Source organism: Flindersiella endophytica, assembly GCF_054779015.1.
This window is the reverse complement of the sequence record NZ_BAAGYY010000024.1, coordinates 459,546-483,469: the sequence shown is the minus strand read 5'-3', so window position 1 is coordinate 483,469 and position 23,924 is coordinate 459,546. Positions and strand designations below refer to the sequence as shown.

At 70.7% G+C, this 23,924-nt stretch carries 22 protein-coding genes and 1 riboswitch; of the genes, 12 read left to right on the top strand and 10 right to left on the bottom strand.

Going from position 1 to position 23,924, the window contains the following annotated elements; translation table 11 throughout:
* Positions 1 to 43 precede the first annotated feature (43 nt).
* Positions 44 to 146, top strand: a riboswitch (TPP riboswitch).
* Both thiD and tenA read left to right on the top strand, forming a co-directional pair.
* A complete protein-coding gene (gene thiD / locus ACYVF6_RS30045) occupies positions 139 to 948 on the top strand; it encodes a hydroxymethylpyrimidine/phosphomethylpyrimidine kinase (RefSeq protein WP_460525990.1) in 810 nt (269 codons plus the stop codon). Its footprint overlaps the riboswitch before it by 8 nt.
* Positions 945 to 1,601: a TenA family protein gene (tenA, locus tag ACYVF6_RS30040; protein WP_460525989.1), complete on the top strand. Its 657-nt coding sequence runs from the start codon at positions 945 to 947 to the stop codon at positions 1,599 to 1,601. The genes thiD and tenA overlap by 4 nt, the downstream gene beginning before the upstream one ends.
* Positions 1,602 to 1,674: 73 nt before the next feature.
* Here the strand turns inward: tenA and ACYVF6_RS30035 are convergent, their stop codons facing one another.
* A complete protein-coding gene (locus ACYVF6_RS30035; RefSeq protein ID WP_460525988.1) occupies positions 1,675 to 2,220 on the bottom strand; it encodes an NUDIX hydrolase in 546 nt (181 codons plus the stop codon).
* Entirely contained in the window at positions 2,220 to 3,314 is a 1,095-nt protein-coding gene (gene mnmA / locus ACYVF6_RS30030; protein WP_460525987.1) for a tRNA 2-thiouridine(34) synthase MnmA, read from the bottom strand. Before mnmA ends, ACYVF6_RS30035 begins: the two co-directional genes overlap by 1 nt.
* Positions 3,315 to 3,374: 60 nt before the next feature.
* Between mnmA and ACYVF6_RS30025 the strand changes: the two genes are divergently transcribed.
* Positions 3,375 to 4,400: a DUF695 domain-containing protein gene (locus ACYVF6_RS30025; RefSeq protein WP_460525986.1), complete on the top strand. Its 1,026-nt coding sequence runs from the start codon at positions 3,375 to 3,377 to the stop codon at positions 4,398 to 4,400.
* A gap of 237 nt (positions 4,401 to 4,637) precedes the next feature.
* Here the strand turns inward: ACYVF6_RS30025 and ACYVF6_RS30020 are convergent, their stop codons facing one another.
* Positions 4,638 to 5,849: a cysteine desulfurase family protein gene (locus ACYVF6_RS30020; protein ID WP_460525985.1), complete on the bottom strand. Its 1,212-nt coding sequence runs from the start codon at positions 5,847 to 5,849 to the stop codon at positions 4,638 to 4,640.
* A gap of 149 nt (positions 5,850 to 5,998) precedes the next feature.
* Between ACYVF6_RS30020 and ACYVF6_RS30015 the strand changes: the two genes are divergently transcribed.
* The 3 genes from ACYVF6_RS30015 to ACYVF6_RS30005 are packed head-to-tail and all read left to right on the top strand — an operon-like array spanning position 5,999 to position 9,053.
* A complete protein-coding gene (locus ACYVF6_RS30015) occupies positions 5,999 to 6,445 on the top strand; it encodes an NfeD family protein (protein ID WP_460525984.1) in 447 nt (148 codons plus the stop codon).
* Between the two features lie 59 nt (positions 6,446 to 6,504).
* Positions 6,505 to 7,341 (top strand): SPFH domain-containing protein, encoded by an 837-nt coding sequence (locus tag ACYVF6_RS30010; protein WP_460525983.1) that lies wholly within the window; start codon positions 6,505 to 6,507, stop codon positions 7,339 to 7,341.
* Between the two features lie 26 nt (positions 7,342 to 7,367).
* Positions 7,368 to 9,053: a DUF885 domain-containing protein gene (locus ACYVF6_RS30005; RefSeq protein ID WP_460525982.1), complete on the top strand. Its 1,686-nt coding sequence runs from the start codon at positions 7,368 to 7,370 to the stop codon at positions 9,051 to 9,053.
* 489 nt (positions 9,054 to 9,542) lie between these two features.
* Here ACYVF6_RS30005 and ACYVF6_RS30000 read toward each other — a convergent pair whose 3' ends face one another.
* From ACYVF6_RS30000 to ACYVF6_RS29990, 3 genes are all read right to left on the bottom strand, one after another.
* Positions 9,543 to 9,728 carry a hypothetical protein gene (locus tag ACYVF6_RS30000; RefSeq protein ID WP_460525981.1) on the bottom strand — a complete coding sequence of 62 codons (186 nt, stop codon included), beginning with the start codon at positions 9,726 to 9,728 and terminating at the stop codon, positions 9,543 to 9,545.
* A 40-nt stretch (positions 9,729 to 9,768) separates the two neighbouring features.
* Positions 9,769 to 10,785, bottom strand: a complete 1,017-nt coding sequence (locus ACYVF6_RS29995) for a glycosyltransferase family 4 protein (protein ID WP_460525979.1) — start codon at positions 10,783 to 10,785, stop codon at positions 9,769 to 9,771.
* Between the two features lie 99 nt (positions 10,786 to 10,884).
* Entirely contained in the window at positions 10,885 to 13,014 is a 2,130-nt protein-coding gene (locus tag ACYVF6_RS29990) for an amylo-alpha-1,6-glucosidase (protein ID WP_460525978.1), read from the bottom strand.
* Between the two features lie 142 nt (positions 13,015 to 13,156).
* Between ACYVF6_RS29990 and ACYVF6_RS29985 the strand changes: the two genes are divergently transcribed.
* Positions 13,157 to 14,176 carry a uroporphyrinogen decarboxylase/cobalamine-independent methonine synthase family protein gene (locus ACYVF6_RS29985; protein ID WP_460525977.1) on the top strand — a complete coding sequence of 340 codons (1,020 nt, stop codon included), beginning with the start codon at positions 13,157 to 13,159 and terminating at the stop codon, positions 14,174 to 14,176.
* Positions 14,177 to 14,251: 75 nt separating this feature from the next.
* Entirely contained in the window at positions 14,252 to 16,405 is a 2,154-nt protein-coding gene (ligA, locus tag ACYVF6_RS29980) for an NAD-dependent DNA ligase LigA (protein WP_460525976.1), read from the top strand.
* Here the strand turns inward: ligA and ACYVF6_RS29975 are convergent.
* The 3 genes from ACYVF6_RS29975 to ACYVF6_RS29965 form a co-directional block, all read right to left on the bottom strand.
* The gene (locus ACYVF6_RS29975; protein ID WP_460525974.1) at positions 16,402 to 16,608 is read right to left on the bottom strand and encodes an HIT domain-containing protein; all 207 of its coding nucleotides are present in this window, start codon (positions 16,606 to 16,608) and stop codon (positions 16,402 to 16,404) included. The two genes, ligA and ACYVF6_RS29975, sit on opposite strands and share 4 nt — an antisense overlap.
* 163 nt (positions 16,609 to 16,771) lie before the next feature.
* Positions 16,772 to 17,578 (bottom strand): nucleoside phosphorylase-I family protein, encoded by an 807-nt coding sequence (locus ACYVF6_RS29970; RefSeq protein WP_460525973.1) that lies wholly within the window; start codon positions 17,576 to 17,578, stop codon positions 16,772 to 16,774.
* Between the two features lie 614 nt (positions 17,579 to 18,192).
* Positions 18,193 to 18,864: an ACT domain-containing protein gene (locus tag ACYVF6_RS29965; protein WP_460525972.1), complete on the bottom strand. Its 672-nt coding sequence runs from the start codon at positions 18,862 to 18,864 to the stop codon at positions 18,193 to 18,195.
* Between the two features lie 193 nt (positions 18,865 to 19,057).
* Here ACYVF6_RS29965 and gatC point away from each other — a divergent pair, with 193 nt between their 5' ends.
* Genes gatC through gatB form a run of 4 tightly spaced genes read left to right on the top strand, consistent with a single transcriptional unit; the run spans position 19,058 to position 22,596 of the window.
* Positions 19,058 to 19,357 carry an Asp-tRNA(Asn)/Glu-tRNA(Gln) amidotransferase subunit GatC gene (gene gatC, locus ACYVF6_RS29960; RefSeq protein ID WP_460525971.1) on the top strand — a complete coding sequence of 100 codons (300 nt, stop codon included), beginning with the start codon at positions 19,058 to 19,060 and terminating at the stop codon, positions 19,355 to 19,357.
* A 7-nt stretch (positions 19,358 to 19,364) separates the two neighbouring features.
* Entirely contained in the window at positions 19,365 to 20,858 is a 1,494-nt protein-coding gene (gene gatA, locus ACYVF6_RS29955; protein ID WP_460525970.1) for an Asp-tRNA(Asn)/Glu-tRNA(Gln) amidotransferase subunit GatA, read from the top strand.
* On the top strand, positions 20,855 to 21,103 hold the full coding sequence (locus ACYVF6_RS29950; protein WP_460525969.1) for a hypothetical protein: 249 nt from the start codon (positions 20,855 to 20,857) through the stop codon (positions 21,101 to 21,103). The genes gatA and ACYVF6_RS29950 overlap by 4 nt, the downstream gene beginning before the upstream one ends.
* A complete protein-coding gene (gatB, locus tag ACYVF6_RS29945; protein WP_460525967.1) occupies positions 21,100 to 22,596 on the top strand; it encodes an Asp-tRNA(Asn)/Glu-tRNA(Gln) amidotransferase subunit GatB in 1,497 nt (498 codons plus the stop codon). Before ACYVF6_RS29950 ends, gatB begins: the two co-directional genes overlap by 4 nt.
* Before the next feature lie 91 nt (positions 22,597 to 22,687).
* Here the strand turns inward: gatB and ACYVF6_RS29940 are convergent, their stop codons facing one another.
* Positions 22,688 to 23,884 (bottom strand): PQQ-dependent sugar dehydrogenase, encoded by a 1,197-nt coding sequence (locus ACYVF6_RS29940; protein ID WP_460525966.1) that lies wholly within the window; start codon positions 23,882 to 23,884, stop codon positions 22,688 to 22,690.
* Positions 23,885 to 23,924 lie beyond the last annotated feature (40 nt).

Below are 23,924 nucleotides of genomic sequence, written 5' to 3'. Positions count from 1 at the left end.
AGTTTGTGGCACGGTGTTGTGTTCCGGGGTACCTTCGGGACACAACAGTGACGCGGGGTGCCCGCTCCCATGCGAGCGGGCTGAGATCACACCCGTCGAACCTGATCCAGGTCGTACTGGCGAAGGGATCGTCGCACCGTGACAGCACCACCTATTGCGCTGACCATCGCGACCAGTGACCCGTCTGGTGGAGCCGGCATCCAAGCCGATCTGAAGACGTTCTCGGCTCTGGGCGCCTACGGCACCGCCGTCCTGGTCGCACTGACCGCGCAGAACACCCATGGCGTGACAGGCATCCACGTGGTGCCGTCCGCCTTCATCGAGCAACAGCTCGACACTCTGTTCGCCGACGTCCGCATCGACTCCGTCAAGATCGGCATGCTGGCCAACGCCGACGTCGTGCGTACCGTCGTGGCCGCGATCGAGCGGCACCGGCCGCCGTTCGTCGTTCTCGACCCCGTGATGGTCGCCGCGAGCGGTGACCGCCTGCTGGAGCCGGATGCGGTCGCTGTGATGCGCGACCAGCTCCTGCCGCTGGTCGATCTCGTCACCCCCAACCTCCCCGAAGCCGGCGACCTGCTGGAGCGGGCGCCCGCACGTACGGTCGAGGAGGCGCAGGTCCACGCCGCCGAGCTCTACAACCGCGGCGCCGGCCGGGTGCTGGTCAAGGGCGGTCACCTCACCGAGTCGCCGGAGTCGACCGACGTCTACCTCGACGGGTCCGGCACCACGTTGCTTTCCGCGCCCCGGGTCGTCACCAAGCACTCGCACGGCACCGGCTGCACCCTCTCGTCGGCGATCGCGGCGCTGCGGCCACGGCGGTCGTCGTGGCTCACTGCCGTGCGCGAGGCGAAGGCGTACCTCAGTCGTTCGCTGGAGCTGGCCGACGGGCTCGACGTCGGCACGGGCAACGGGCCGGTCCATCACTTCCATGCGTGGTGGCGATGAGCTTCACCGCTGAGGCCTGGGCCGCGGTGGCGTCGATTCGGGCCGAGATCGACGCACTGCCGTTCGTGAAGGAGCTGGGTGCCGGGACGTTGTCGCGCTCGCGGTTCGTCTACTACCTCGCGCAGGACGCGCTCTACCTCGGCGAGTACGCCCGGGCGCTGGCCGCCACGGCGGTGAAGGCGCCCCGGGCCGAGGAGCTGGCGTTCTTCGCCTCGTCGGCGCACACGGCGGTGGTGGTGGAGCGCGAGCTGCACGCCAAGTACGTCGCCGACCTGGACGGCGGTGGCTCCCGGCGGGCGTCGCCGACCTGCGCGGCGTACACCTCACACCTGCTGTCGGTGGCGCAGACGAAGGGATACGCGGAGCTCGTCGGCGCGGTGCTGCCCTGCTTCTGGATCTACGCCGACGTGGGCGCCCGGTTGCTGGGGATCGCGGGCGATCTGGGCGAGCATCCGTACGGCGACTGGATCGCGACCTACTCCGACGAGGCGTTCGCCGCGTCGACGGAGACGATCCGGGGGATCGCCGACCGGGCGGCGGCGGAGTCCGATCCGGAGACAGTGGCGCGCATGCGGGCGGCGTTCGTCACGTCCTCCCGCTACGAATGGATGTTCTGGGACGCCGCGTACCGCCAGGAGGACTGGCCGGTCTAGGTCGTGTCCTGTGAATAGGGCCGGTCAAGCGCGCGACGCCGCCGCGCGTCAGGCGATATTCACAGGACACGGCCTAGCTGCTCGCCCGTGCCAGCCTCTGGTGGTGGAGGAGCAGCAGGCCGGCGACCGCCTCGGCGGCGCGGACCTCGCCGGCGGCGACGAGGCCGGGTACGTCGGCCAGCGGGATCCAGTCCCGCCGGGTCGACTCCATCGGGTCGGCTGGGTCGCCGACGTGTTCGACCTGGTCGGTCCAGTACAGGTGGTACGTCGCGTCCGAGATGCCGTTCGCGGGCTCGACCGACAGCAGGTGGTACAGCGGGCCGGCGGCCTTCCAGCCGGTCTCCTCCAGCAGCTCGCGTGCGGCAGCCTGCTCCGCGCTCTCACCGGCCTCCACGCCACCGCCCGGCAGCTCCCAGCCCCAGGTGTCCGGGATGAAGCGATGCCGGTGGAGCAGCAGGACCTCGTTACGTGCGTTGAGGGCGGCGCAGACGGCGGAGGGCCGCTCCCGGATCACGGTGTGCTCGAAGCGCCGCCCGTTCGGCAGTTCGACGTCCGCGAGCCTGACGGTCAGCCAGCGGCTGGCGTAGACCGTCCGCTCGCCGTGGTTGGTCCAGCGCATCAGACCGAGGCGGCGGCCGGCTCGGTCGCGGTGATGGTGGCCGAGCCCACGACCCTGGTGCCGTCGTACAGCACGGCGGCCTGGCCCGGCGCGACACCCATCGCCGGCTCGAGCAGGTCGACGCGTACGGTGTCGCCGTCGAGGCGGGCGCGGGCCGGCAGTGGTGTGCCGTGGGCGCGTACCTGCACCCGGCCCTCCAGTTCGCCGGTCAGCGCGGGACCGCACCACTTCGGGTCGAGGCCGGTCAGGGCGCCGATCGCCAGCCGTTCCTTCGGCCCGACCGTGACCGTGCGGCTCACCGGCTCGATCGACAGGACGTAGCGCGGCTTGCCGTCGTCGGCCGGGCGCCCGATCCGCAGGCCCTTGCGCTGCCCGACGGTGAAGCCATGGGTCGCCTGGTGCTCACCGAGGACCTCGCCGGTCTCGTCGACGATCGTGCCGGGCGCCTCGCCGAGTTGCCGGGACAGGAAGCCACCGGTGTCGCCGTCGGCGATGAAGCAGATGTCGTGGCTGTCGGGCTTGTCCGCGACCGCGAGCCCGCGGCGTTCGGCCTCCGCACGGACCGCGGTCTTCAGGCTGTCGCCGAGCGGGAACATCGCGTGCGCCAACTGCTGCTCGGTGAGCACGCCGAGGACGTACGACTGGTCCTTCTCGGGGTCGACGGCCCGGTGCAGCTCGCGCCCGCCGCCGCCGTCGACCAGCCGGGCGTAGTGGCCCGTGCACACCGCGTCGAAGTCGAGTGCGAGCGCACGGTCGAGTACGGCCGCGAACTTGATCTTCTCGTTGCAGCGCAGGCACGGGTTTGGCGTGCGCCCGGCGGCGTACTCGCTGACGAAGTCCTCGACCACATCGGCGTGGAAGCGCTCGGCCAGATCCCATACGTAGAAGGGGATGCCGAGTACGTCGGCGGCCCGGCGCGCGTCGCGGGCGTCTTCGAGCGTGCAGCAGCCTCGCGCGCCCGTCCGATAGGAGGAGGGGTTGCGCGACAGGGCGAGATGGACGCCGGTGACGTCGTGTCCGGCCTCGACCGCGCGGGCTGCCGCGACCGCGGAGTCGACACCGCCCGACATGGCGGCGAGTACACGTAAGGTCATGTCAACGTACGAGGGTACGCGGTCGACGGCGCCGGGCGCGAAGCCGCCATACTTGCGCGCATGCCGGAGCAACCTGACCGCGCGGCCGCCGTCGCGGCGATCGCCGACTTCTGGACGTGGTGGCGTGGGTTCGCGCCGCAGGCTGCGACGCTGATCGAGACCGGCGAGTTCGACCGGCTCGGCGAGGAGCTCGAGCCGCGGCTGGCCGCCATCCACCCCGACCTCGGCTGGGACCTCGCCAAGCCGGAGACGGCGATGTACGCGATCGCCGTCTCGGGCGCCGGCGTGCCGGAGCTGCGTTCGCTCGCCGAGCGCTGGCTGCGGGCCGGCCCCGGCCCGGACGCGACGTTCGAGTACTACTCCGCTCAGCAGCCCAACCCCGGCGTGCTCGAGACGACCGTCGACCTCGACGGCCACGAGGTCGACCTGTCGCACGTGGCGTTCGGCGTACGGTTCGACCAGCAGCGGGCCCGCTTCGACGCCTCGATCTACCACCCGGACTTCCTCTTCATCGACGAGCCGACCCAACTGGAGATCGCGACGCTGGCGCTCGGCTGGGCCCTCGGCGAGGACGACGTGACTCGCTGGATCGGGCAGCTGCACCTGGCCCCGGAACGTCCGGTCGACGCGCTGGAGGCGCCCGCGCTGCGGTACGTCGTGCAGGACACCGCGAGCCGCTACCCCGGCACGCACTGGGCGCAGGTGACCGGCCAGGGTCCGAGTGCGCAGCCGGTCGTGGGCCTGACCCGGTTCCCGCTGCGCCGAGTCGACTACCCGCTGTTCGACCAGCATCTGGCGCTCGCGCTGCCGTACAAGCAGCACACCAAGGAAGGCCTGCCGGCGCCGAAGGCCGAGGGCGCGCTGGAGTCCTTCCAGGCGGGGCTGGAGGAGATCCTCGGCTCGGACGGCGTACTGGTCGCACACCTCAGCGGCGCCGGCAACCGCGTCCTCCACATCCGCGCCGACTCCGCGACCAACGCGGCCGAGCGGGTACGCGCGTACTCCGGCGACTGGACTCAGGGCAAGGCGCACCTCGAAGTCTCGGACGACCCGAGCTGGCAGTCGGTGGGGCCGTTCCTCACCTGAGGCCGGCGCGGCGGGCGGGTTCGACCACGCCGCCGATCGCCGCGCCGAGTGGGGTCGCGCTTCTCGTCGTCGGCTTGGCCAGCGGGACGTGGTTCTGCTCCGGCCTGATCGGCCGATGCTGTCCAGTGCGCGAGACCTTCGTCGCTGTTGGGCTCCGCGTCGGCTTGGAGTCGATCAGCTCCGACCAGCTCCTCGCGCGCGGATCGATCGGCGGGTGGCCGGGGGATGGTCGCTGGCTCAGGCGAGGCCGGCGCGGCGGGCGCGTTCGACCACGCCGCCGATCACCGCGCCGAGGGCGTCGATGTCGGTTGGGGTGGTGGTGTGGCCGAGGCTGAAGCGCAGCGACCCCCGGGCGCGTTTCTCGTCGTGGCCCATGGCGAGCAGGACGTGGCTCGGCTCCGCCACGCCTGCCGAGCAGGCCGATCCGGTCGAGCAGGCGATGCCCCGGGCGTCCAGCAGCAACAGGAGCGAGTCGCCTTCGCAGCCGGGGAACGAGAAGTGGGCGTTGCCCGGCAGTCGTCGTTCCGGCTCGGGCCCGGGATCGCCGTTGAGCTCGGCGTCGGGGACGGCCTCCAGCACCTGCCGGATCAGCTCGTCGCGCAGCTTGGTGAGGGCCGACGCGTGCGCCTCCCGCTCGGCCACGGCCGCGACGAGCGCCGCCGCGAAGCCGGCGATTCCCGCCACATCGAGGGTGCCCGAGCGGACGTCGCGTTCCTGGCCGCCACCGTGGAGAAGCGGCACCAGAGAGACCTCCCGGCGTACGACCAGCGCGCCCACGCCCACCGGACCGCCGACCTTGTGCCCGGTCACCGTCATCGCGTCGACGCCGGAGGCGGCGAAGTCGACCGGCAGCTGGCCGACTGCCTGCACGGCGTCGGTGTGTACGGGGACGCCGTACTCCCGGGCCAGCTCCGCGACAGCCGTGACCGGCTGCACGGTGCCCACCTCGTTGTTGACCCACATCACCGAGACCAGCCCCACCGATCCGGGATCGCGGCGGAGGGAGCCGTCGAGCGCGTCGAGGTCCAGCCGCCCGTAGCCGTCGACCGGCAGCCACTCCAACTCCGCCCCGGCGTCCGACCCCAGCCAGGTGGCCGAGTCGAGGACGGCGTGGTGCTCGACCGAGCTGACCAGGACCCGCCGTCGCTCCGGGTCGGCCTTGCGTCGCGCCCAGTACAAGCCCTTCAGCGCGAGGTTGTCGGCCTCGGTGCCGCCCGAGGTGAAGACGACCTCGGACGGACGCGCGTCCAGCGCCTGCGCGATCGCCTCACGCGACTCCTCGACGACCCGGCGCGCGTCCCGTCCCGGCGCGTGCAGGGACGAGGCGTTGCCGAGCTCGGCCAGACGCTCGGTCATGGCCGCGATCGCCTCCGGCCGCATCGGCGTGGTCGCCGCGTGGTCGAGGTAGACGTGGCCGGTCTGGGCCGTACGGTCAGCGGTTTCGCTCATCGCCTCCCAGCCTAGGCGGCCCCGCCAGCCCCCGGCCCGGCTCGGCCGCAAGGCCCGGCGAACCAACCCCAACTTCTGGCTGAAACTGGCCGCCCGCGGAGCTACTGTTGATCCGAGGGGATCACATCCCCCGGCGAGGTGGCGGAACGATGCCGGCCTGGTTGATCTGGTTGACGATCGCGATGGCTCTCGGCGCCGCCGAGCTGCTCACCGCGACCCTGGATCTCATCCTGCTGGCCATCGCGGCGGCAGCTGCGGCAGCGGTGGCGGGAGCCGGCCTCGGTGTGGGGTTCCAGTTCGCCGCCTTCGCCGTCACAGCCGTGCTGATGCTCGCCGTCGTACGCCCGTTCGCGCGCCGGCAGCTCACCAAAGCGCCGCCCGTACGCGACAACGTACGTGCACTGATCGGCCGGGAAGCGTTCGTCCTGACTCAGGTGACGAAGGATTCCGGCCTGGTACGAATCGGCGGCGAGGAGTGGACCGCACGACCGTACGACTCGAATCTCGTTATTCCACAGGGCGCCACCGTCGACGTTTTCGCCATCGAAGGGGCGACCGCGCTCGTGCACCCGCGGGAGGAACCATGGGTGAGCTGATCGTTGGTCTGGTCGCGGCACTGGTCGCGATCATTCTCGTCCTGCGGACCGTACGCATCGTGCCGCAGGCCCGGGCCGGCAACGTCGAACGGCTCGGCAGGTACCTCAGAACGCTCGAGCCCGGGCTCAACTTCGTGATCCCGTTCGTCGACAGGGTGCGGCCGCTGATCGACCTGCGCGAGCAGGTGGTCTCGTTCCAGCCGCAGCCGGTCATCACCGAGGACAACCTCGTCGTCCACATCGACACCGTGCTGTATTTCCAGGTGACCGATCCGCGAGCCGCGGCGTACGAGATCGCCAACTACATCCAGGCGATTGAACAGCTCACCGTTACCACGTTGCGGAATGTCATTGGCAGCATGGACCTGGAAATGACGCTGACCTCGCGTGAACATATCAACAGTCAGTTGCGCGGCGTTCTCGACGAGGCCTCCGGTAAATGGGGTATCCGCGTCAACCGCGTCGAGCTGAAGGCGATCGACCCGCCGGCCTCGATCAAGGACTCGATGGAAAAGCAGATGCGCGCCGACCGCGAAAAGCGGGCCCAGATCCTCAGCGCCGAAGGCGTCCGGCAGGCCAAGATCCTGACCGCCGAAGGCGAGAAGCAGGGCGCGATCCTCACCGCTGAAGGGGAACGGCAGGCAGCGATTCTGCGGGCCGAGGGCCAGGCGAAGGCGATCGACACCGTCTTCAGTGCCGTGCACCGCAACGACCCGGATCCGAAGTTGCTCGCCTATCAGTACCTCCAGATGCTTCCGCAGTTGGCGCACGGTGAGGGCAATACGTTCTGGGTGATACCGAGCGAAGTCACCTCGGCGCTGAAGGAAGTGACGAAGGCTTTCGGCAACAGCGACGCGAAACAGGAAGTCGAACCCAAACCACTCAGCAACGAATAGGCCGGTATTCCTACTACAGTGGTGCCGTGCCCACTCCCATCTTCGAGTTGTGCGACGAGTACGTCACCAAGGCCGCCGGGCTGGATCCGGTCGCGGCGACCATGCGCGGTGTGGTCGGACCCGACCTCGCGCCCGGCACCGACTACGGACCCGACGGGCAGGCGGCCCGCGCCGGCCTGATCCGCGACACGCTGCACCGGCTGGCGCGGCTGGAGCCGTCCGGACCCGCAGATGTCGCCGCGGCGGCGCACCTGCGCGAGCGGCTCGGTGCCGAGCTGGCGTGGTACGACTCCGGCGAGGCGTTGCGCAACGTCCGTACCCCCTTCGGCCAGCTGTCGACGATCCGCGACAGCGTCGACCTGCTGCCGCGGCGGTCGACGGAGGACTGGCAGGCGGTCGCGGCGCGGCTGGCGGCGATCCCCAGCATGCTCACCAGCTGGCGCACCGGCCTGCGGCTCGGCATGCGGCGCGGGCTGGTCGCCGCGGTCCGGCAGGCGGTCGAGACGGCCAACCAGGCGGAGAAGTACGCCGGCCGCGACGGTGCGAGCCCGACGCACGAGGCGCTGCTGCGGGCCTACGGCGACGGGCCACTGCGTTCGTCGCTGGAGACCGCGATCCGGTCGGCCTACGCCGCCTATGTCGAGATCGCGCGGTTCCTGCGTGAGGAGTACGCCCCCAAGGCGGCGACCTCCGACGGGGTGGGCGCCGAACGCTACGCGCTGGCCAGCCGGCTGTCGCTGGGCGCCGACATCGATCCGCTCGACGCCTACGACTGGGGCTGGGCCGAGCTGCACCGGATCGAGGCCGAGATCGAGGCCGAGGCCGCGGCGGTACGTCCGGGCGCGAGCGCCGAGGAGGCGACGGCGATCCTCGACGCGGAGCACTTCGTCGAGGGCGTCGAGGCCTACCAGACCTGGCTGCAGGAGAAGCACGACCGCGCGCTGGCCGAGCTCAACGGCAAGCACTTCGACATCGCCGAGTCGATCAGCAAGATCGAGTGCACGATCCCGGTCGGGTCGACCGCCGGGGCGCCCTACTACACGCCGCCCAGCGAGGACTTCACCCGCCCGGGCCGCACCTGGTGGCCGCTGGGCGACCGCGACCGGTTCGAGATCTGGCGCGAGCTCACCACGGTCTTCCACGAGGGCGTGCCGGGCCACCACCTGCAGCTCGGCACCGCGCGGGTGATGGGGGAGCGGCTGTCGCGCTACTCCCGGATCTCCGGCGTGAGCGGTCACGGCGAGGGCTGGGCGCTGTACGCCGAGCGGCTGGCCGACGAGCTCGGCTGGTTCGAGGCACTTCCCGGCAGCCGGCTCGGCATGCTGAAGGGCTCGGCGGTCCGGGCCGCGCGGGTCGTGATCGACATCGGCTTGCATCTCGACCTCCCGCTGCCGGCTGACGAGGTGGGGCGGCACGGCACGCGGTGGACGTTCGAGGTGGCGACGGAAGTACTGCGCGACCGTGGTGGGCTGGCGTCGCATCGGGTACACCCGGAGATCGTGCGCTACTGCGGCTGGCCCGGGCAGGCGCCGTCGTACAAGCTGGGCGAGCGGGCCTGGCTGGCCGCGCGTGAGGAGGCGCGGCAGCGGCTGGGCTCGGCGTTCGATCTCAAGCAGTGGCACACCGACGCCCTCTCCCTCGGCCCGATCGGCCTCGAGGGTCTCGCCGCCGCACTCCGCGCCCTACCCGCCAAGCCCAGCGCCCGCGAATGACCACGTTAACCACGCAATCAGCGGGTTAACCACGCCCCGGGACGTGGCGAACCACCTGATGGCGTGGCGCGGTGCCGATGCGCGGCTCTGCCGCGTGGGCCGAACGCGTGGCGCAGTGCCGATGTGCGGCTCTGCCGCGTGGGCCGAACGCGTGGCGAAGCGCCAATGACCACGTTAACCAGCCAAACACGTGGTTAACGTGGTCATTCGCGGCCGGTGGCGGCTCGTCGTCCGGTACGGGGACGCCCTCGCACACATCGGCGCCGAGCCGGGCGGTGAGGAAGTACGCCGCGATCTGCGGCGCGCAGTCGGACTCCGGCGAGTCCGTCGAGCCGTGCACGTCGTCGACGGTGAGCACAGCGCCGCCGATGTGATGCCGCAGGAAGTAGCTGCTGCCACCCGGGTGGCCCGAATTCAGCGCGAGGCTGCCGATCCGGTGCGCCTGGTCAGTCGCCCGCTACCGCTCCACGGCGACCGTGATGACCGTGATCAGCCGCCCGTCTGGCGCGCGATGGTCCAGCGGCGCCTGGAGCGTCCCGCAGCCGGTACGCGCCGGCGTAGAACCGCGGTCGCGGCGCCGGACTGAACGATCAGCGCGGCGCCGGCGACCAGACCGGTCAGGATGCCGGCGATCGTTCTCGTTCTGGTACGAGTGCGAGTTCGAGTTCGCGTCATGCCGGCAGGTTCGGGTGTGACCGGTTTCCGGACGGTTTCGTCAGGCGGCGACCTCGCGATAGAGCCGTTCGTACGCCTGCGCCATCACCGGCAGGTCGAACCGTTCCTCGGCGCTCTTGCGGCAGGCCGCCGGGTCCAGTGTCTTGGCGTCGCGGATCGCGACGGCGAGTTCGCTGGGATCCCTGCAGACGAAGCCGGTCACGCCATGTTCGATGACCTCTGGCACCGAGCCGCGGCCGAGCGCGACGACCGGCGTCCCGCACGCGAGTGCCTCGGCCATGACCAGCCCGAACGGCTCCTCCCAGCAGATCGGGAACACCAGGCACCGAGCGTTGACGAGCAGGTCCGTCTTCGCCGCGAAGCCGAGCTGACCGAGGTGCACGACATCCGGCCCGTCGCGCGGCTCGACCTCTTCCGCGTAATAGGCCAGCTCGGGCGGATCGGAGCACTTGCCCGCCAGGCGGATCGGCAACCCGGCCTCGCGGGCGGCATCGATCGCCAGGTGAGGCGCCTTCTCCGGCCCGTACCGTCCGAGGAATGCGACGTAGTCGAGCTTGTCGTCGCTGTAGGGGAATCTGGTGACCTCGACGCCGTTGTGGATGGTTCCGGCCCATGGCAGCGTCGGAGCCAGTTTGCGCTGGGAGTCGCTGATCGCCACCAGCTGGATGGTGTCGCCGATCTCCTCGAAGTACCTCGCCAGATCACCAACCGTCGGCCAGTGCATGGTCACGATCGTCGGGATGTCTCTGCCGCGTGCGAGCAGGGCTCCGGCCAGACTGTGGTCGTGGACCAGGTCGAGCCGGACGTTGCGCCCGAGCTCGGTCAGCAGCCGGGCGGCCGCAGCGGCCTGGACGACCTCCGGAAGGGTTCCGCTGCCGTCCGGCGGAGGTGGTTCGGCATAGATCTGCGAGAAGCGGGCGCGGGTTCCGTCCCTTCCGGTCCCGAACAGGTGAACGTCATGTCCGCGGTCTGCGAGCCGATCAGTAAGACCTGCGACCACCTGCTCGATTCCGCCGTATTTGCGCGGCGGTATTTCATACCAAGGTGGCGCGATCATCGCGACACAGAGCGGTCCCACTTTTGAATTGGCCATATTGTGAAAAAGACCTCCCTCCCCATCTGGCAGGGCGAGGGAGGGCTTTTCAAGGGGCGAAGGTCACGACGTCGGGCCTTTTAGCGGCGATGGCACGGGCCGGACGCGAACGACCTCGATCCGCTCGGGCAGGCCGGACAGCGAGGCGGTGCCGTCCTCGGCGGTCAGCTGGACACGGTTGCCGGCCAGCGGGAGGTTCGACACCTCGATCCGGCCGAAGTCGCGCGGCAGGTCCGGCACCAGGTGAACCTTGCCACGCGGGATGTCCGGCTCGAAGCCGAGCAGGGTACGCAGCAGCATCACCGGCGTCGCGGCCGCCCAGGCCTGCGGCGAGCACGAGGTGGGGTACGGCACGGGGTACGGGAAGTCGGCGCGTGGGAAGCCGCAGAACAGCTCCGGCAGCCGCCCACCGAACGCCACGGCCGCCTCCAGCATGCCCTCGGCGACCTGGTGCGCCTCCTTCGTGAAGCCGTACCGCGCCAGGCCGGCGACACACAACGCGGTGTCGTGCGGCCAGACCGACCCGCGCTGGTACGAAGCCGGGTCGTAGGTCGGCATCGAGGACGCGAGTGTACGGATGCCCCAGCCGCTGAACATCTCCGGCGAGACGAGGTGCGCGGCCACCTGGCCGGCCAGCGCCGGGTCGACGATGCCGGTCCACAGGCAGTGGCCCATATTCGACGCGAGCGAGTCCATCGGCCGCTTCTCGGCGTCCAGACCGAGCGCGAAGTAGCCCCTGTCGGGCAGCCAGAACGCCTCGTGGAAGCGCTGCCGGAGCCGTTCGGCGCGGGCGGACCACCGCTTGGCGGTCTCCTCGTCGTCGAACGTACGGGCCAGCTCGGCGCGCGCGTTGTAGGCGGCGTAGGCGTAGCCCTGCACCTCGGCGAGCGCGATCGGCGGCTCGGCTTGGCGCCCGTCGGCGAACACCATCGAGTCGCCGGAGTCCTTCCAGCCCTGGTTCAGCAGGCCGCGGTCGGTGAACCGCTTGTACTCCACGAAGTCGTCGCCGTCGCGGTCGCCGTAGTTGACGATCCACTCCAGCGCGCGGTCGACGTGCGGCAGCAGCGGGCGCAGCGCCTCGTCGGGGATGCCCCAGCGGTGGAGCTCGCCGACCAGCATGCAGAACAGTGGAGTGGCGTCGATCGTGCCGTAATAGACCGACTTGCCCGGGCTCAGCGGGAAGTAGCCGTGGCGTACCTCGTGGAGGATGCGGCCGGGCTGCTCCTCGTTCAGCGGGTTCGCCTCGGTGCCCTGCAGGCGGGCCAGCACGCGTAACGTCGACAGCGCGAGGTCGGGGTCGACCGGCAGCGCCATCCACGCGGTGAGCAGTGAGTCGCGGCCGAACAGCGTCATGAACCACGGAGCTCCGGCCGCCACGGCGTCGGCCGGCAGGCCGTTCTCGTCCTTCAGCTGGATGCGCAGGGCGCCGAGGTCCTCGACGCTGCGGTCGAGCACCGCGTCGAGCCGGTCGCCGGGCAGGTCGATGGTGGGGGAGCCGTGGCGCCAGGCGCGGAGCCGGGCCGCGGGCTGCGTCTCGGTCAGCGGCTCCGCGTGCGGGAACGCCGGCTGCACCATCTCGTGGTCGACGACCGGGTGGATCTGCAGCGTGGCCTTCCACTCACCGTGCGCGGGCACGATCGGGCTGATCGTCAGAACACCCTGCGAGGGGAACGAGGCACCGTCGAGGTCGAGATGGATGCGGACGCCACGGTGCTGCTCGCTGTCCTCGGCGTCGGCGGCCAGCGTGTCGTCGTCGGATGACCAGGTGACCTCACCGAGGCGCTTCGGCCGGCCGTCCTTGACCGAGAACATGTCGGCGAAGTCGGTCTCGAACTCGAACTGCAGCTGGCAGACGGTGTCCTCGCCGCCGAGGTTGCGCAAGGTGATGTCCTCGCGCATGCCCTCACCGACCAGGCGGTGCCGGCTGACCAGCAGCGGCGCGCTGTTGACGTCGGGCCGCCTGGCCAGGAACGTGGTTTCGTACGGCGCCTGCGGCTGCGCCGACAGCGGCTCGGGCTCACGCCCGTCGAGCAGCAGGCGCAGCCCGGAGACGAAACGGGTGTCCCGGTAGAACAGGCCGTGCGCGTGCTCCGGCTCCATCTCACCGCTGGTGGTGGAGATCGCGAAGCAGGCGCCCTCGACCAGGGTGATGGTGGGTGTGCCTACCGGGGGCAAGGGCCCGAGTGTGGTCATGGATGTGTAGTCCTCCTGACCGGCTGTGCCGGCCTCGCGTTCTGGTTCAGACCCTCCCCTTTGTCCGTCAACCTTGACGCATCTGACGCATTGGTGCGTTCCCGGGGCATGTCCGGTCGGATGGCGGTTAGTCTTCCTAGCCGTGTCGGACCATGCGAAGCAAGCGTTACAGCCGGGAACAGCCACCGGGATCGGCTCCCTTCCGTACGAGTCGGCAGCGGAGGCGTGCAAGGTCGTGTTCGGGGAGTTACCGGGCTTCCCGTATCTGCCGGAGCTGCCGGCGCGAGGACCGGGCGCGGGCCTGACCGGGCGGGCGTGCGGCCTGCTCGTGGAGCTCGGCGCCGACCTGCAGCCCGCAGGCTGGCGGCTGACGTTCGGCGAGGGCATCGACCAGCAGCGGGCGCGCTCGACGCTGGCGCACGACCTCGACGCTCTGGAGGTGGCGGCGGACGGCCACACCGGCCAGCTGAAGCTGCAGGTCTGCGGCCCGTGGACGCTCGCGGCGACCGTAGAGCAGCCGAAGGGCGGGCGCGTGCTGGGCGACCGGGGCGCCAGGCGCGACCTGGCGCAGTCGCTCGCCGAGGGGGTACGAACGCACGTCGCTGACGTACGCCGGCGGGTGCCGGGCGCACGGATCGTGCTGCAGCTCGACGAGCCGTCGCTCCCGGCGGTGCTGGCCGGCCGGGTGCCGACGCCGTCCGGGTACTCCCGGTACCGCACGGTCGAGGACTTCGAAGCGGTCGAGCTGCTGTCGGCCGTGGTCGACGCGGCGTCCGACGAGACGGCGTTGCCGATCGTGCACTGCTGCGCACCGGACGTACCGGTGGCACTGCTGGCCCGGGCGGGCGCCCGAGGGCTGGCGTTCGACCTCTCGCTGGTCCAGCCGTCCGACGAGCTGTCGGCGGCGGTGGAGGACGGGGTCGCGCTGTTCCTGGGCGCGGTGCCCTCGCTGCCGCCGGAGACGAACGTACGGCCGCCGACCGACGTCCAGGTGGCGCAGCGGGTGCTCGAGTGGTGGCACCGGCTCGGCTTCGAGGCCGGCGCAGCGACCGCCTCGGTGGTCGTGACGCCGTCCTGCGGGCTCGCCGGCGCCGACCCCGGCTGGGCCCGGACGGCGATGACCCTGGCCCGTTCGGCCGCGGAGAACGTCGCCAAGCCCTGACGCCGCTCCGGCGCTTCTGGCCGGTCCCGCGGTTCGGGCCGCCTGTGTCGGTGCGGATGGGTACCGTTTGCGGTTATGAGCAGCACCGATGTCGCGGGTGTACCCGCCAGTGAGCGTGAACGACACGCCGAGCTCGCCCAGGAGCTCACCGAGCACAACTACCGCTATCACGTCCTCGACCGTCCGACCGTCTCGGACGCCGAATACGACAAGTTGATGCGGGAGCTGCGCGCGCTGGAGGAGCGCTACCCCGAGCTCGTCACGCCCGACTCGCCGACGCAGAAGGTCGGTGGCGCGTGGTCGACCGACTTCAAGCCGGTCGACCATCCCGAGCGGATGATGTCGCTCGACAACGCGTTCACGGCCGAGGAGCTGGCGGCGTGGGGCGACCGGGTGCTGCGCGAGGTCGGTGAGGGCGCCGACTACCTCTGCGAGCAGAAGATGGACGGGCTCGCGGTCTCGCTGGTCTACGAACACGGGTCGCTCGTCCGGGCGGCCACCCGCGGTGACGGGCGTACGGGCGAGGACATCACGCTCAACGTCCGCACGATCGACTCCGTGCCGACCAGGCTCACCGGCAACCGCGACGAGCTACCGGGGTTCCTCGAGGTGCGCGGCGAGGTCTATTTCCACACCGAAGACTTCCAGGCGCTGAACGCCTCGCTGGTCGAGGCCGGCAAGGCGCCGTTCGCCAACCCGCGCAACTCCGCGGCCGGCTCGCTGCGGCAGAAGGACCCGCGCGTCACGGCCAGCCGCAAGCTGCGCTTTCGGGCACACGGGCTCGGCAAGGTGACGGGCTGGCAGTCGTCGCGGCAGTCCGAGGCCTACGCCGTGCTGGCGGACTGGGGCATCCCGGTCGGCGACCAGTACAAGCTGGTCCACAGCCTGAAAGAGGTCGAGGCCTACATCCAGGAGTGCGGCGAGAAGCGGCACAGCCTGCCGTACGAGATCGACGGTGCCGTGGTGAAGGTCGACCAGATCACGCTGCAGCGGCAGCTCGGCTCCACCTCGCGGGCGCCGCGCTGGGCGATCGCCTACAAGTTCCCGCCCGAAGAGGTGATGACCAAGCTGCTGGCGATCCACGTCGGCGTCGGGCGAACCGGGCGGGTTACCCCGTTCGGCGTGATGCAGCCGGTGGTGGTGGCCGGGTCGACCGTCGAGCGGGCGACGCTGCACAACGCGCAGGAGGTCAAGCGCAAGGGCGTGCTGGTCGGTGACACCGTCGTGTTGCGCAAGGCCGGCGACGTGATCCCCGAGATCGTCGGGCCGGTGGTCGACCTGCGTACGGGCTCCGAGGAGGAGTTCGTGATGCCGACGCTGTGCCCGGCGTGCGACACGGCTTTGCGTCCGGAGAAGGAGAGCGACGTCGACCTGCGCTGCCCCAACTCCCGGTCGTGCCCGGCGCAGCTGAGCGAGCGGCTGTTCTACCTCGGGAGCCGCAGCGCGCTCGACATCGAGGTGCTCGGCTACAAGTCCGCGACCGCCTTGCTCGACAGCGGTCTGATCCACGACGAGGGCGACCTGTTCGCGCTGACGGCAGAGGATCTGAAGCAGTCGGAATACTTCCGCAAGAAGGACGGCGAGCTGTCGGCCAACGCGCACGGGCTGCTGATCAACCTGGAGGCGGCCAAGCAGCGGCCGCTGTGGCGGATCCTGGTCGCGCTGTCGATCCGGCACGTGGGGCCGACTGCCGCGCAGGACCTCGCGCGTACGTTCGGCGACCTCGACCGGATCGCGGCGGCCTCGGAAGAGGAGCTCGCCGCCGTCGACGGTGTGGGCCCGACGATCGCGGCCGCCGTCGTCGAGTGGTTCGGCGTCGACTGGCACCGCGAGATCGTCGAGAAGTGGCGCGCGGCGGGCGTCCGGATGCGCGAAGAGGTCACCGACACCGGGCCGAAGCCACTGGAGGGCCTGACCATCGTGGTGACCGGCAGCCTGGAGGAATGGTCCCGCGACCAAGCCACCGAGGCCATCCAGGCCCGCGGCGGCAAGGCCTCCGGCTCGGTCTCGAAGAAGACCGCGTTCGTGGTGGCGGGCGACAACGCCGGCTCGAAATACGACAAAGCCCTCCAACTCGGCGTACCCATCCTCGACGAAGCCGGCTTCCGCACCCTCCTCGACGACGGCCCGGACGCCGCACGCGAGGTCGCCACCGTGCCGGAGGAGCCGGAGAAGGCGGACAAGACGGAGAAGACAGACAGCAAGGCGGCAGACGAGAAGGCCGACTAGCCGAGCCCGGTCGCGATCCGCGCGGCGAGCTCGTCCAGCTCGTCTCCGCCGAACCGCGCGACCACGTGGATGTGCACGTGTGGCACCTCCTGGCCGGCTACGTCCCCGGCGGGCGGGCAGTGCGGTCGCGAGAGGCGTGGCGGCGTGGTTGGTGGCGCCCGGGGCTTCGGTGATGTGACCGGCGATGCCTGGGGTGTGGGCATGGGTGGCGGTGGGCTTCAGCTCGCCGGTGACTCGGCCGTCGCCGGGGATGCGGGCAGGTGGGCGCGGGAGGCCTCGCCGTGTGGTTGGTGGCGCCCGGAATTCGGTGATGTCATCGGCGATGCCGGGTGTGGGCACGGGTGCCGGCAGGTGCGGCGGTGGGCTTCAGCTCGCCAGGGACTCGGCCACGTCGGCGACGACGTCGGCGGCCCGGGTCAGGGCGTCGAGGTAGGCAGGCTTGCCGAAGCCTGGCTCCCACTGCCCGACCAGCGTGTCGGACACCGTGACGATCAGCCCGGCTCGGGCGCCGCGCAGGCGGGCCACGGCGAACAGTGCCGCCGCCTCCATCTCGACGACCAGGGTCCCGGCCTCGACCTGCTGTCGCAAGCCGTCGGTGGCGGTCCGGTACGGCGCGTCGGTGGTCCACGCCCGTCCACGCCGCGGGGTTACGCCGCGCGCGGCCGACGCATCCTCCAGCGCTGCCGTCAGCTCCGGATCGGCCAGCGCGGCCTCGCCCGCCGGCAGGTAGTGGTGCGACGTGCCGTCCTGCCGTCCGATCGGGTCCACCCCGTCCACCACGACCGTGCTGCCGAGCGGCAGGTCCGGCTGCAGCCCTCCGGACGAGCCCACGACCAGGATGTCGCGTACGCCACGAGCGATCGCCAGCTCCAGCGTGATCCCCACCATCGGCCCGCCGACGCTGAACCGCACCACCCGGACCGGACGCCCGCCCAGCGAGCCGGTCGCATGCATGGTCCGGGAGGCGATGCCGCCCGGCGGCTTGCCCGGCTCGTGCGCGGGATCGACCCCGGCCCGGGACAGCAGGCGCTCGTACGCCGCGCCCTGGAACGTTCCGATCATCAGCGGTGGCAGGGTGTCGGCCTCCGCGATCAGCCCGCGCCGGTCACGGTTGGCGAGGACTGCGCGTTCCGCCGTCACGAAGGGTTCGGATGCGTCGAACGGCCAGCTCATGATCAGGAAATCTGCCGGATCTCCGCCGAACACACCGGCGGCCGGCCGGGCGGGTCTCTCGGACCGCCGGCCGGCCGCTCGAAGTTCACCAGCTCCGCCCCGTCGGAGTCTTGTGCTGCGCTTCGCGGAGTGGTGAACCCGGCTGAGGCCTCTCCAACGTGGGGCGACCCGTGGAAGACCTCGTTCGGAAAGCTCCTGACAACGAGCTTTCCTGATTCGGGAATGCCCGCGCCTCGGGTCTCTTACTCAGATTTCCCCTATTCGGCCGCGCCGATCCCTGAGTACGCGTGAGAACGCTCAGTGACGACCGGCGGAAAGCCCGGGCAAAAGAGCGGGCAAATGATCAGCGGCCGGGTGACAGCCCCCTTGTCCTGTCACCCGGCCGCTGAGGGTTCTTCGGTACCGCCCCGTCGGAGATTTGTGTTGCGCTCGCGGACCGTCGAACCTTGTGGAGGTTTCCCTGCTTCGGCGCGACCCGCCGGGAAACCTCATCCGTAAAGCTCTTGGGCACAAGCTTGGCCGAATCCGGGGTCGTACCGAATCCGGGCGCGTACTCAAGTCCGCCTGAGCACAACGGGAGTGGGTACTCAGGGCGGCTACCTAAGTAGACGTACTCAGACGCCTCTTGTCGAGCGTTTGATCGTGCGAGCCAGTGACGCCAGGTGACCCAGCCGGGCCAGCTCCGACTCCAGAATCGGCGGCCCGCCGGTGCGGCCCAGCACCAGGACCTGCTTGCCGCCCGCCGGCACGGCGGCCGCCGCCACGTGCCGCCAGCCGTGCTCCTCCCACTCCGTGGGCACCTCCAGCCGGGTGGGTTTGGCGACCGGAACCCACGGCGCGTCCCCGCCTGGCAGGTCGGGAGCGGCGGAGGTGGCGTAGCGCACCTCGACCGGACCTTCGTGCCCGGACTCGCTGGGACGGCGCAGCAGCATCGCCCAGTTGCCCCGGAACACGCCCGGCGCGAGGTCGACCAGGACCCGCTCGGCCTGGCCGGGGTCGGCGGTCATCGCCTCGACCGCCTCGAGGTCGCGGCGCAGGTCGGAGCCGGCGCCGTAGCGGGACAGCCACACGACGCGTACGTCCGGAACGGACTGGCATGCCGAGACCAGCTCGTCGGCCCGGCCGCCGAGCGGCAGCTCGACCAGGAAGTCGTCGACGGCGTGTCCGTTACCTTGCCGCTCCACCACGTCGACGGCGACGATGTCGCCGTTGACCTTGCCGAGCGCGGAAGCGACCGCGCCCAGCATGCCGGGCTGGTCGGGCAGGACGATGCGTAGCAGGTGCACGCTTTGATTGTGCCGCCTGCGGCGGCCATCTGTTCACTGGCACGCGAGACAGCTTGCGGTTTCGGCCCGATTCGCCCCCCGAGGCCCCGCCGGAGGCGTTCGCCGGGCGCGCGCTCCACGGTGGGCGGCGGCTCGCGGGGCGGACGCCATAGGATTGCGGGACGCCGATCAACAGCAAAGGAAACCTCTCCAAGTGCCCGCGATTACCCGCGACGAGGTAGCGCACCTGGCCCGCTTGGCCCGGATCGACTTGACCGACGCCGAGCTGGACCACCTGGCGCCTCAGCTCGCCCAGATCCTGGATGCGGTTGCCAAGGTGAGCGATGTGGCCGCGGCCGACATTCCGCCCACTTCGCACGCGCTGCCGCTGACCAACGTCTTCCGCCCGGACGAGACCCGCCCGGGCCTCACGCCGGAGCAGGCGCTCGCGGCCGCGCCGGCGGTGGAGAGCCAGCGGTTCCGGGTCCCGCGGATTCTCGACGAGGAGGCGTAGGCAGATCATGACCGACCTCATCAGGAAGTCCGCCAGTGAGCTCGCCGGCCTGATCCGTGACGGCGAGGTCTCCGCCGTCGAGGCCGCCCAGGCCCACCTCGACCGGATCGCGAAGGTCGACGACAAGGTCCACGCGTTCCTCCACCTCGACACCGAGGGCGCGCTCGCCGCCGCGGCCGTCGTCGACGAGAAGCGCAAGGCCGGCGAGCAGCTCGGCCCGCTGGCCGGTGTGCCGCTCGCGCTGAAGGACGTCCTCGCCATGGAGGGCGTACCGACCACCTGCGGCTCGAAGGTCCTTGAGGGCTGGAAGCCGCCCTACGACTCGACCGTCGTCAAGCGCCTGCGCGCGGCCGACCTGGTGATCCTCGGCAAGACCAACATGGACGAGTTCGCCATGGGCAGCTCGACCGAGAACTCCGCGTACGGCCCGACCGGCAACCCGTGGGACACCACGCGCATCCCCGGCGGGTCGGGCGGCGGCTCGGCGGCGTCGCTGGCGGCGTACGAAGCTCCGCTCGCGATCGGCACCGACACCGGCGGCTCGATCCGGCAACCCGCCGCGGTCACCGGGACGGTCGGCGTGAAGCCGACCTACGGCGGCACCTCGCGGTACGGCCTGGTCGCGCTGGCGTCCAGCCTGGACCAGCCCGGCCCGTGCGCGCGTACCGTCCTCGACGCGGCCTACCTCCACGAGGCGATCGCCGGCCACGACCCGATGGACTCCACCTCGATCAACCAGCCGGTGCCGGCGATCGTCGCGGCGGCCCGGCACGGCGATGTCAGGGGCATGCGGATCGGCGTGGTGAAGGAGCTCGGCGGCGAGGGCTACCAGCCCGGCGTCGAGCAGCGCTTCCGCGAGACCGTCGAGCTGCTCACCGAGCTCGGTGCCGAGGTCGTGGAGGTGTCGTGCCCGCACTTCGAGTACGGCCTGTCGGCCTACTACCTGATCCTGCCGAGCGAGTGCTCGTCCAACCTCGCGAAGTTCGACGGCATGCGTTACGGCCTCCGCGTCAGCGACGACGGCAGCCGCAGCGCCGAGGAAGTGATGGCGCTGACCCGTGAGGCCGGCTTCGGCCCGGAGGTGAAGCGCCGGATCATCATCGGCACGTACGCCCTCTCGAGTGGCTACTACGACGCCTACTACGGCCAGGCGCAGAAGGTCCGCACGCTGATCCAGCGCGACTTCGAGCAGGCGTTCACCAAGTGCGACGTGCTGGTGTCGCCGACCACGCCGACCACGGCGTTCAAGCTGGGAGAGCGGGTCGACGACCCGCTGGCGATGTACAAGAACGACCTGTGCACGATCCCGTCCAACCTCGCCGGCAACGCCTCGGCGTCGTTCCCGTGCGGGCTGGCACCCGAGGACGGGCTGCCGGTCGGACTGCACGTGATGGCGCCTCCGCTGGCCGACGACCGGCTCTATCGCGTCGGCGCCGCGGTCGAGACCGCGCTGGTCGGGCGCTGGGGGCACCCACTGCTGGAGGAGGCACCGGAGCTGTGAGCAAGGATCTGATGAAGAACAAGGACCTGTTCGTCGTTCTCGCCCGCATCGTCGCGCTGGTCGTCGCGTTGCGGACGCTCAACAAGACGCGCAAGGAAGGCGACCGGCTCGAGCAGGTCGACGGCGTCATCCTGCTGGCGGGTGCCGTGACCAGCCTGCTGATCGGGATCCGCAAGCTGCGCGCCGTCGCCGCCGACGACAAGCTGATCGACATCGACCTGCCTGGCAAGGGGGCCGGCGAATGACGGTGATCGCCGACCTGATGTCCTACGACGAGGCGCTGGAGCGCTTCGATCCGGTCCTCGGGCTCGAGGTTCACGTCGAGCTGTCGACGCTTTCGAAGATGTTCTGCGGCTGCCCGACGGAGTTCGGCGCGCCGCCCAACACGCAGGTGTGCCCGGTCTGCCTCGGCCTGCCCGGCGCGCTGCCCGCGGTCAACGGCAAGGCCGTGGAGTCCGCGATCCGGATCGGCCTCGCGCTCGGCTGCGACATCGCCGAGTGGTGCCGCTTCGCGCGGAAGAACTACTTCTACCCCGACATGCCGAAGAACTTCCAGACCAGCCAGTACGACGAGCCGATCGCGTTCAACGGGTCGATCGACGTCGAGGTCGAGGGCAAGGTCTACACCATCGGGATCGAGCGGGCCCACATGGAGGAGGACACCGGAAAGTCCACCCACGTGGGGCTTTCCGGCCGGATCCAAGGTGCGGACTACTCCCTGGTCGACTACAACCGCGCCGGCATCCCGCTGATCGAGATCGTCACCAAGCCGATCGAGGGGACGGGTGCGCTGGCGCCGCAGGTGGCCCGGGCCTACGTCGGTCAGCTGCGCGACCTCGTGCGGGCGCTCGGCGTTTCCGACGTACGCATGGAGCAGGGCTCGTTGCGCTGCGACGCCAACGTGTCGCTGCGGCCGCACGGGCAGGTGGAGTACGGCCTGCGCACCGAGACCAAGAACGTCAACTCGCTGCGGTCGGTCGAGCGGGCGGTGCGGTACGAGATCCAGCGGCAGGCGGCGCTGCTGGCCTCCGGCGACCGCGTGATCCAGGAGACGCGGCACTGGCACGAGGACACCGGCATCACGACGTCGGGACGCTCGAAGGAGCAGGCGGAGGACTACCGCTACTTCCCCGAGCCCGACCTGGTGCCGATCGCGCCGGCGCGCGAGTGGGTCGACGAGCTGCGCATGACGCTGCCCGAGCCGCCGGCCGCCCACCGCAAGCGGCTGTTCGAGGCGTGGGGCTTCTCCGAGAAGGAGTTCGCCGACATCGTGAACGCCGGCGCCCTCCACCTCGTCGAGGCGACGGTCTCCGTGGGCACCACGGCGGCTGCCGCGCGCAAGTGGTGGCTCGGTGAGCTGGCCCGCAAGGCCAACGAGACCGGCGTCGAGCTCGACGAGCTGCCGATCACCCCGGCGGTCGTCGCGGAGATCCAGGCCCTGGTCGACTCCGGACGGGTCAACGACAAGCTGGCGCGCCAGGTGTTCGACGGTGTACTGGCCGGCGAGGGTTCCCCGGAGGAGGTCGTCACCAAGCGCGGCCTCGAAGTCGTCTCCGACGACTCCGCGCTCGGCGCGGCAGTCGACCGCGCGATCGAAGCCAACCCCGACGTCGCCGACAAGATCCGCGGCGGCAAGGTGGCGGCGGCCGGCGCCCTGATCGGCGCGGTGATGAAGGAGATGCGCGGCCAAGCCGACGCCGGCAAGGTCCGCGAGCTGATTCTCAGCAAGCTCGGCTGAGCACGCGCAAGCTGCACGGTCCGGTCACATTCGCGTGGCCGGACCGTTCTTTCTTGCCGGAGCTCTTCGAACGCTGCCGCCGGGCAGCTGTTCAGCTCAGCGTGAGCCTGAGGATGCGGTCGTCTCCGGAGCGTGGCTCGATGCGTCCGTCGGTGTTGTTGGTGAACAGCCACAGAGATCCGTCTGGGGCGTTGGCGATGGTGCGGAGGCGGCCGTACTTCTTGGTGAAGTAGGCCTTCGGCTCGCCCACAGCGCGGGTGCCGGAGACGCGGATTCGCCACAGGCGTTGCCCGCGCAGGGCCGCCATCCAGATCGCGCCGTCGGTCATGGCGATCCCCGATGGTGAGCAGTCCTCGATGTCCCACGTCTCCACGGGGTCGACGAAGCCGCGCGACGTGCCGCCCTTGCCCTCGATGGCGGGCCAGCCGTAGTTGCCGCCGCGCTTGATGAGGTTGAGCTCGTCGGCTCCCTTGTCGCCGAACTCGCTTGCCCACAAGCGGCCCGCGGCGTCGAACAGGAGGCCTTCGACGTTGCGGTGGCCGAAGCTCCAGACCTCGTTGCCGAACGGGTTGCCGGGCGCGGGTTTCCCGCCCACAGTGATCCGCAGGATCTTCCCGCCCAGCGACTGCTTGTCCTGCGCGCGGCTGGAGGTCTGCCCGTCGCCGGTGCTGACGTAGAGGTAGCCGTCGCGGCCGAAGCGCAGGCGGCCGCCGTTGTGGCGGCCTTCCGAGCTGCGCGGGATCCCCGACAGCACGACCTTCGGCGCGCCCAGCCCCGAGCCGTCGTAGCGCATCCGGATCACGCGGTTGTCGGACGCTGTGGAGATGTAGGCGTAGAGCAGCCGATCCTTTTCGTACGAAGGCGAAAGTGACAGCCCGAGGAACCCGGCCTCGTTGCGGTGGCTGACGCCCGGGACCGTTCCGGCGCGGCTCACCCTGCCGTCGGTGCCGATGCGGTTGAGCCGTCCGGAGTCGCGGTCGGACACCAGTGCGGTGCCGTCGGGCAGGAAGACGACGTCCCACGGCGTCTGCAGCCCGGTCGCGATCGTTCCCGCGACGCGCGGCGTCAACTTCGGCTTGGCGACGGCTGTGGGCGTGGGTGTGGGTATGGGTGTGGAAGAGGGAGTGGCCGTGCGAGTGGCCGACGGGCTCGGCGTGCGCGTCGGAGTCTCCGTCTCCGACGCGCTCGGACTCGCCGTGGGCTGATCGCCTTCGTCGCTGCACGCGACACCGCCCGCGCCGACCAGCGCGGCGAGCAGGAGTGTGATCACGGGCCTCATACCTCTCATGACGCACTGCCTCCTACCCCGGATCCTCGCTGGACAACGC

Excerpts from the sequence above, each read along its gene's own strand:
- tenA (WP_460525989.1), top strand. The coding sequence starts at position 945 with ATGAGCTTCACCGCTGAGGCCTGGGCCGCGGTGGCGTCGATTCGGGCC.
- ACYVF6_RS30035 (WP_460525988.1), bottom strand. The coding sequence starts at position 2,220 with ATGCGCTGGACCAACCACGGCGAGCGGACGGTCTACGCCAGCCGCTGG.
- mnmA (WP_460525987.1), bottom strand. The coding sequence starts at position 3,314 with ATGACCTTACGTGTACTCGCCGCCATGTCGGGCGGTGTCGACTCCGCG.
- ACYVF6_RS30025 (WP_460525986.1), top strand. The coding sequence starts at position 3,375 with ATGCCGGAGCAACCTGACCGCGCGGCCGCCGTCGCGGCGATCGCCGAC.
- ACYVF6_RS30020 (WP_460525985.1), bottom strand. The coding sequence starts at position 5,849 with ATGAGCGAAACCGCTGACCGTACGGCCCAGACCGGCCACGTCTACCTC.
- ACYVF6_RS30015 (WP_460525984.1), top strand. The coding sequence starts at position 5,999 with ATGCCGGCCTGGTTGATCTGGTTGACGATCGCGATGGCTCTCGGCGCC.
- ACYVF6_RS30000 (WP_460525981.1), bottom strand. The coding sequence starts at position 9,728 with ATGACGCGAACTCGAACTCGCACTCGTACCAGAACGAGAACGATCGCC.
- ACYVF6_RS29995 (WP_460525979.1), bottom strand. The coding sequence starts at position 10,785 with ATGATCGCGCCACCTTGGTATGAAATACCGCCGCGCAAATACGGCGGA.
- ACYVF6_RS29990 (WP_460525978.1), bottom strand. The coding sequence starts at position 13,014 with ATGACCACACTCGGGCCCTTGCCCCCGGTAGGCACACCCACCATCACC.
- ligA (WP_460525976.1), top strand. The coding sequence starts at position 14,252 with ATGAGCAGCACCGATGTCGCGGGTGTACCCGCCAGTGAGCGTGAACGA.
- ACYVF6_RS29975 (WP_460525974.1), bottom strand. The coding sequence starts at position 16,608 with ATGCCCACACCCCAGGCATCGCCGGTCACATCACCGAAGCCCCGGGCG.
- ACYVF6_RS29970 (WP_460525973.1), bottom strand. The coding sequence starts at position 17,578 with ATGAGCTGGCCGTTCGACGCATCCGAACCCTTCGTGACGGCGGAACGC.
- gatA (WP_460525970.1), top strand. The coding sequence starts at position 19,365 with ATGACCGACCTCATCAGGAAGTCCGCCAGTGAGCTCGCCGGCCTGATC.
- gatB (WP_460525967.1), top strand. The coding sequence starts at position 21,100 with ATGACGGTGATCGCCGACCTGATGTCCTACGACGAGGCGCTGGAGCGC.
- ACYVF6_RS29940 (WP_460525966.1), bottom strand. The coding sequence starts at position 23,884 with ATGAGAGGTATGAGGCCCGTGATCACACTCCTGCTCGCCGCGCTGGTC.